At 61.4% G+C, this 6,464-nt stretch carries 6 protein-coding genes and 1 tRNA gene; 2 read left to right on the top strand and 5 right to left on the bottom strand.

The features are described from left to right. Together WCA53_RS00635 and moeB are read left to right on the top strand one after the other, a co-directional pair. Window positions 1-1,074, top strand: a 1,074-nt coding sequence (locus WCA53_RS00635) for an acyl-CoA reductase (protein WP_423904200.1), incomplete at its 5' end; no start/stop codon positions are given. Window positions 1,075-1,102: 28 nt separating this feature from the next. Continuing rightward, on the top strand, window positions 1,103-2,230 hold the full coding sequence (gene moeB / locus WCA53_RS00630; RefSeq protein ID WP_423904195.1) for a molybdopterin-synthase adenylyltransferase MoeB: 1,128 nt from the start codon (window positions 1,103-1,105) through the stop codon (window positions 2,228-2,230). Window positions 2,231-2,311: 81 nt separating this feature from the next. Here the strand turns inward: moeB and WCA53_RS00625 are convergent. The 5 genes from WCA53_RS00625 to tolA all read right to left on the bottom strand — a co-directional run bounded on the left by WCA53_RS00625 (window position 2,312) and on the right by tolA (window position 6,445). Beyond that, window positions 2,312-2,387: transfer RNA gene (locus tag WCA53_RS00625), tRNA-Lys, on the bottom strand. A 168-nt stretch (window positions 2,388-2,555) separates the two neighbouring features. Further along, window positions 2,556-3,305: a tol-pal system protein YbgF gene (ybgF, locus tag WCA53_RS00620; protein WP_423904191.1), complete on the bottom strand. Its 750-nt coding sequence runs from the start codon at window positions 3,303-3,305 to the stop codon at window positions 2,556-2,558. 27 nt (window positions 3,306-3,332) lie between these two features. After that, window positions 3,333-3,842 carry a peptidoglycan-associated lipoprotein Pal gene (gene pal, locus WCA53_RS00615; RefSeq protein ID WP_423904186.1) on the bottom strand — a complete coding sequence of 170 codons (510 nt, stop codon included), beginning with the start codon at window positions 3,840-3,842 and terminating at the stop codon, window positions 3,333-3,335. A 99-nt stretch (window positions 3,843-3,941) separates the two neighbouring features. After that, window positions 3,942-5,234, bottom strand: coding sequence for a Tol-Pal system beta propeller repeat protein TolB (gene tolB / locus WCA53_RS00610; protein ID WP_423904183.1), 1,293 nt, complete (start codon window positions 5,232-5,234; stop codon window positions 3,942-3,944). Between the two features lie 128 nt (window positions 5,235-5,362). After that, window positions 5,363-6,445, bottom strand: coding sequence for a cell envelope integrity protein TolA (tolA, locus tag WCA53_RS00605; protein WP_423904181.1), 1,083 nt, complete (start codon window positions 6,443-6,445; stop codon window positions 5,363-5,365). Window positions 6,446-6,464: the final 19 nt, after the last annotated feature.

The raw sequence follows: 6,464 nt of genomic DNA, 5'->3' as shown, positions 1-6,464 counted from the left end.
GCGCTGGCGCGACGCCATCCGGAACTGGGGCCGCTTGGCGCGTACCTTCGTCGTGGCCATCTGGGTTCGGAACTGGCGCGACTTGACACCGGGGACGGTACGCTGCGTTTCCCTCGGGGACTGGTCTTTCACATCGCACCGGGCAATGCCGATACGGTGTTCGTCTACTCCTGGGCATTGTCCGCACTGGCCGGAAACCACAACGTCGTGCGGGTATCGGATCGTGGCGGAGAAGCCACCGACGCCGTACTCGCCGCCTTGACGCAGAGCCTGGTTGAGGCCGATCCCGTGGTGGCGCAGACGCAGCGGATCGTGAGCTACGATCATCGTGACGAGGCTGCGACATCGGCGCTTTCTGCCGCCTGTGACTTGCGTGTGTTGTGGGGCGGCGATCGAGCCATCGACGATATCCGTCGTTCACCGCTGCGGCCATCGGCGCGGGATCTAACCTTCCCGAACCGGTCTTCGTTTGCGGTGATTCGCGCTACAGCCTTTCTTCAGGCCGATACGCCTCAGCGCAAGCGGACGGTTGAGGCATTTCATTCGGATGCCTACCTATTTGGTCAGGCGGCATGCGCGTCTCCCGGAACGATTTTCTGGATCGGCACGGATCAGGATGTGGCGGCTGCGCAGGTCGCATTCGCGGAGTTGCTATTTCAAACGGTAGAGGTCCGCGGGCCGCGCATGGACGCGGCGATGGCTATCCAGAAGCATGTTGCGACCTACGGTCTGGCTGCAGAAGGAATAGCCGATGACGTGCGTTTTATCGGCAACGAGATCGCCTTCGTGCGACTCATCACGCCTGTTCGTCTCCCGCGCCGCTGGCTTGGCGCCGGGACGTTTCCCCATCTGCGCCTGGACTCGCTCGACGAGCTGATACCCCTGTTGCATCGCCAGGATCAGACGCTGACGTATTTCGGCTTCACTGTCGAAGAGATGGGTTCGTTTGCCCAGCGAGCAGGCGGACGAGGCATCGATCGCATCACGCCGATCGGACGTGCGCTCGAATTCTCCACGGTGTGGGACGGCTACGATCTCCTGCGGGAGTTCACCCGCCTGGTCACCGTAAGCTGATTCCGATTCGCTCATAAGGAGCACGATCATGAATGAGGCGATTGTCGAACTGTCCCCGGAGCAGGCTTACGAACGCCAGCGATCGGGCGCGTTGCTGGTGGACGTGCGTGAAGATGGCGAGCGCGCGGCCGGAATGGCCGAGGGGGCGACTGGCGTTAGCAGGGGGCGGCTGGAGGCTGATCCGGGTGTATGGTTGCCTGATGTTGACGGCGAGATCGTGCTGATCTGCGGGGTGGGCGCACGTTCGTTGCAGTGTGCGAGGCTGCTGCAATCGCGGGGTTACACGCATGTCCTATCGGTCGGCGGTGGCACTACGCGCTGGAAAGCGGTCGGTTTGCCAATGAGCGCGGCTACTGCCGACGCTGATTTTCTTGAGAGATATTCGCGGCATTTGCGTCTGTCCGAAGTGGGACTGGACGGGCAGCGCAAGCTCGCTGCCGCGCGGGTGGCGTTGATTGGCGCGGGCGGGCTGGGTTCGCCGGCGGCTTTGTATCTGGCGGCAGCCGGGATTGGCCACATGACGCTTATCGACGATGATCTCGTCGATCGTAGCAATCTGCAGCGCCAGGTATTGCATCGCGATGCCGACATCGGTACGCCCAAGGTCGAGTCGGGTTGCCGCACCCTGGCGGCGCTCAATCCTCATGTGGTGGTCGAACCGCAACGCACGCGGTTGCTGGCGGGCAATGTCGAGGCGTTACTCGGCGGACACGATGTCGTGATCGACGGTTCTGACAATTTTTCCACGCGGTATCTGGTGAACGATGCCTGCGTGCGGCTGGGCCTGCCAATGGTCTACGGCGCGGTGCAAGGTTTCGATGGTCAGGTCAGCGTGTTCTCGCCCGCGTGGGAGGGGGGCAGTTGCTATCGGTGCCTGTTTCCGGAACCGCCGCCGCCGGAGTTCGCGCCCAACTGTGCTGAAGCCGGCGTGCTTGGCGTGCTGCCGGGTGTGATCGGGTTGTTGCAGGCGACCGAGACGATGAAGTTGATTTTGCGTATTGGTGAGCCGCTGTCCGGGACCTTGCTGCAGTTCGACGCGCTGGGAATGCGTTTTAATCGCTTGCGGTTGCTGCGGGACCCCGCGTGTCCGCGTTGCGGCGATGGGGTGAAGGCCGGTGATTATGTGGATCTGCCGGCGGCTTGCGGGGTGGGGTGAGGGTGGAGTGTGTGGTCGTGGATGCGCCCGCCATTTCCCAACGAGAAAAGGGCTCAGCTTGCGCTGAGCCCTTCATGTCTTTGGTAGGCCGTACGGGATTCGAACCTGTGACCAACGGATTAAAAGTCCGCTGCTCTACCAGCTGAGCTAACGGCCCAAAGAGGCGGAATTATAGTCACAGGGGTTTCGGATTGTCAACGCCGGGCGACTCAAAAACACCCGGACGAACGCCCCTAGCCCCCGTCCATCGCCGACGCACCAAAGAAAAAGCCCACGGCAAACGCCGTGGGCTTTTTCAACGAGAGGCGCAAAAAAACCGTTCGCCTTACTTCACTTGCGACATCTTGCCTTCAGCCGACGTTGCGGCTTCGGTGCCGCTATAGTCCGAGATGATCTGATCCAGCGTCTTCTTCGCAGCGGCTTTTTGCCCTTGCTCGATCTGATTATTCGCGATTGCCAGCAGCGCGTCCGGCGCACGCGGATGCGTCGGATAATTCTTCACCAGATTTTGCCAGGTCGCGGTCGACCCCTTGTAATCGCGTTGTGCATACAGCGCGTTGCCGAGCCAGTACTGCGCGGTCGGCTGATAAGGGCTCTGCGGGTACTTCGCCACGAACGCCTTGAAAGACGCCGCGGCATTTTTAAAGTCACCGTTACGGAACTGAGTCGACGCCGCGTTGAACGCGTCGGTCTCGCCCGGTTGCACCGAGCCCTGCACGCCGTCCACAGTCTGCTGCTGCGGCTCAAACTTCTTCAACCGGCCATCGAGGTCGGCGTAGTAGTCCTTTTGCTGCTTCTGCAACGTGGTCAACTGGTTGGCCATATCCTCGTTCTGGCCTCGAAGGGTAGCGACCTGCTGGTTCAACTGGTCGATACGATTCGATTGATCGAGGATCGTGCGTTGGGCGGCGGAAAGCTGGCTCGCCAGGCCATCCGTCTTCGTGCGCAAATCGAGCACGGCCTTGCGCGCTTCATTGTCATCGAACAATGCCGCATGGGCGGATCCGCCCGCAATGGCCGAACCGAGTACACAAGCTACTGCGATTGCGCGCAGTGAGAGGAAGCGATGCAACATACGGCGACTCACCCGTGACAGGTTACGTTACTGTTGATAAGCGAGGTCAGCGCGGCGATTCTGCGCCCACGATGCTTCGTCATGCCCGGTTGCCTGCGGCTTTTCCTTGCCGAGACTCACAGCTTCCATTTGCGTGTCGGCTACGCCCTGCAGCGACAACGAGCGACGCACAGCTTCAGCACGCTTCTGGCCAAGCGCCAGGTTGTACTCGCTCGTGCCGCGTTCGTCGGTGTTGCCTTGAATCAGCACGTGACGTTCCGGATGGCTCTTCAGGTACTGCGCGTGTTGTTGCAGCAGCGGCTGATAGTCGTCACGAACGGCGTAGCTGTCGAAATCGAAGTAAATGCTGCGCTTTGCGAGCGGGCTGTTCGGATCGTTCAGCGGATCAACGTTGACTTGCTGGACTGCGTTCTGATCGGTTTGCGCAACCGGGCCTTTGTTAGCGTTTGCGCCTTCGTCCAGCTTCACGCCTGAATGACATGCGGCCAATGCACCGACCATGGCGACGGCAAAGCCGACACGAATTTTTGACATCATGGTTACTCTCCTTGTTGTATTGCCTGAATTATTGCCTAAGTTTGCTGCTTGGGTTTGTTGCCTGCGCTTGTTGCATACACCGGCAGCATGATCTTGCTGTTACTGCATGAACGGTCCCCAGGACGGTTCGCGTACGCTGCCGCCCGAGAGTGACAGGACTTGCCGCGTACGGCCATCGGTCGACACCGCTGCCAGCACGTCACGTCCGTTCACCTGCGTGGCATAGAGGAGGTACTGGCCGTTCGCCGCAAAACTCGGCGATTCGTCGTGGGTCGTGTCGGTGAGGCCGGTCGCCGTGCCGGATGCAAGGTCGAGCAAATACAGCTTGAAAGCACCGCCGACACGCGAAATGTAGGCAATCTGCTTGCCGTCCGGACTTACGCGCGGGCTTGTATTGTAATTGCCCGTGAATGTCACGCGCTGCGCCGAGCCCGCGCTCTCGCCGTTGGCCGGCATCTTGTAGATTTGCGGCGCGCCGCCCCGGTCGCTCGTGAAGTAGATCGAACTGCCGTCGGGCGAGTAGGCCGGTTCGGTATCGATGGAGCTACCCTGCGTCAATCGACGCAAACCGCTGCCGTCCGCATTCACCTGGAAAATCTGGGTGTTGCCGGTCGTCGACAACGCGACGGCCAGCTTGCTGCCGTCCGGCGACCACGCCGGTGCGCTGTTGTTGCCCTTCTGGTTCGACACGATCACGCGACGACCCGTCGGCAGGTCGTGGATATAAACAACCGGCTTTTTCTTTTCGAACGAGACATACGCGACCTTGGTGCCATCAGGCGACCACGCGGGCGAAATAATCGGTTCTGGGCTCGACAACGCAATGCGCGCGTCCTGGCCGTCCGAGTCGGAGATTTGAAGCTGGTATCGGCCGCCGGTCTTGATCACGTACGAAAGGCGCGTAGCAAACACACCACGTCCGCCCAGCAATTTCGCGTAGATGTAGTCGGAAACCTTGTGCGCGCTCATGCGCAGGCCGCTTTCGGGGCTCACCAGCGACAGGCCACCCAGGCTTTCCTGCTTGACCGTATCGTAGAGACGGAAGCGCACTTCGTACTGGCCATTAGGCAGGCGATTCACGCTGCCGGACACGTACGCGTCGGCGCCCTTTGCCTTCCAGCTGCCGAGATCGACGGAATCGGTCTCCGACACCGGCGTAGCGCCCGCATCGATGTTCGTGAACTTGCCGCTGCGCGCCAGATCCTCTCGCACGATCGCGCTGACCTGCGCGGGCGAACTGCCTTCGTTGGCAAAGGTGGCGGTGGCGATCGGAAACTGCGTGGAGCCGACGCCCGTCACAAGCACATTCAACTGCGCCTGGGCTGCCGTTCCAGCAGCAATCAGGCAGGTTGCAACCAGCGTTTTGAGGCCAAGCTTCGTCATCAAACTCATGTATCAGATTCCAGAAAAAACGACGTTTAAACTATCGGCGACTGCAGGACAGACCGGTTAACGCAGCATTCGTTCCCGACCGGGTGTCAGTGCCGTAACGTTTTGTTACTTTCTGCGTACGGTGTGCCTTAGCCGCCCGCCGGGCGCAGCGTGATCGTGAAGTTTGCGCGGGCCTCGCCGTTGGTGTCGAGGGGCATTGGATCAGAGCGGTTGACCGCGCGCAACGCGGCGGCGTCCCACTGATCGTTGCCACTCGAACGCGATATCGTCGCCGACAGCAGCGTGCCCGTCGGCGAGCAACGAACGGCGACTATGGTTTCAAGTCCCGTCGTGTCGCCCGCCCAGACGATGTTCGGACGCACGCGACGCTGCACCTTTTCGGCATATCCCGCCGATGCCGCCGTCCCGCCCGATCCCGTACCCGTCCCACTCTTGGCTAATCCCTCGCCACTCGAACTTGTCCCGCCGCCCGCCATGCCCTGCAACTGCGCGAGACGCGCGCTACGTTCCTTGTCGAGCTTGGCCTTCGCCTGAGCGTCGGCCTGGGCTTTGGCTTTTGCCTTTGCATCGGCCTGAGCCTTGGCTTGTTCCTTCGCCTTCGCGTCAGCGTCTTCCTTCTGCTGCTGCGAAGCCTTCGCGGCCTCAGCTTCCTTTTCCCTAGCCTGATCCGCTTTCTGCTGGTCAAGCTTTTGCTGAGCGAGTTGCTTCTGCTTATCGGCGAGCTTTTGCTTGTCGAGTTTGTCTTGCTTCTCTTGCACCGCTTTTTGCGCCGCGACTGCGGCTGCCTGCTGCGCCGCCAGTTGCTGACGTTTAGCTTCGGCTTCTTGCTGGGCCAACTGCTGTGCGCGCTGCTGTTCCGCGAGTTGCGCGTCGCGCGCCGCTGCTTCCTGTTGTTTGCGCTTCTTTTCCTGCAGCGCGATATCGGCTTCCTCGTCCTTCGCCGGGGGCGGCGCAGGCTGTACCTTGACCGGCGGCGCCGGCGGTGGAACCACGCGTGGCGCGGGGACGTCTGGGATATCGGTCCACAGCTCGGCCTCGGCGCCCGCGGGCGTACTGTTTTGCCAGTTCACGCCGTGATACAGCAGGATGCCGAGCAACACGTGCATCAGCGCGGCGAGGGCGAACGCCTTCCACGTCCCGCGTTCACGCGGCGGACGAACGGGGCGCGCACTGGCTCGCGCGTGAGGGTGCCCGCTTGGCTGCCGATTCATCATTGCGCTTTAACTAGCA

Source organism: Caballeronia sp. (genome assembly GCF_049581465.1).
Lineage (GTDB): Bacteria > Pseudomonadota > Gammaproteobacteria > Burkholderiales > Burkholderiaceae > Caballeronia.
This window is presented reverse-complemented; position numbering and strand designations above follow the sequence as displayed.

Excerpts from the sequence above, each read along its gene's own strand:
- ybgF (WP_423904191.1), bottom strand. The coding sequence starts at position 3,305 with ATGTTGCATCGCTTCCTCTCACTGCGCGCAATCGCAGTAGCTTGTGTA.
- pal (WP_423904186.1), bottom strand. The coding sequence starts at position 3,842 with ATGATGTCAAAAATTCGTGTCGGCTTTGCCGTCGCCATGGTCGGTGCA.
- tolB (WP_423904183.1), bottom strand. The coding sequence starts at position 5,234 with ATGAGTTTGATGACGAAGCTTGGCCTCAAAACGCTGGTTGCAACCTGC.
- tolA (WP_423904181.1), bottom strand. The coding sequence starts at position 6,445 with ATGAATCGGCAGCCAAGCGGGCACCCTCACGCGCGAGCCAGTGCGCGC.
- moeB (WP_423904195.1), top strand. The coding sequence starts at position 1,103 with ATGAATGAGGCGATTGTCGAACTGTCCCCGGAGCAGGCTTACGAACGC.